A 353-nucleotide genomic window follows, 5' to 3' on the forward strand; every position below is an offset into this window, starting at 1 on the left:
TCCGTAGAATCCCCGTCCATCAACACCGTAGTTGTTGCTGCCAACCCGGTTGGGGCCATATCCACTTGGCATTGAGCCGTCGCCAGGCCGGCCTGCGGTCCTGTCAGCGAAACCGTCAACCCGGTTGGTGCCATACTGGCCGGGATTTGTTGCGTAGCCAGGGCGATTGGTGCCATAAGTTCCAGCACGGTCATAGTTGTTTAAGGCGCGGGGATAAGTCCCGGCTTGATTTTGAACAGTGGTCCCGGGTGCGCCGGGACTGGGAGCCGCATTTCTAGAGGTAGCACAAGCCGTGGAGAACAGAGCAACACCAGCAATCACACCGTAAAGCCATCTTTTATTCATGGTTAGGT

The 353-nt window shown here is 56.7% G+C and carries 1 pseudogene; it reads right to left on the reverse strand.

Going from position 1 to position 353, the window contains the following annotated elements:
• Nucleotides 1-194, reverse strand: a pseudogene (locus MXD62_RS10490) (hypothetical protein); the annotation flags it as partial.
• Between the last annotated feature and the right edge of the window lie 159 nt (nt 195-353).

Origin of the sequence: Frankia sp. Mgl5 (genome assembly GCF_023242985.1) — a bacterium.
GTDB classification, from domain to species: Bacteria; Actinomycetota; Actinomycetes; order Frankiales; family Frankiaceae; genus Parafrankia; species Parafrankia soli.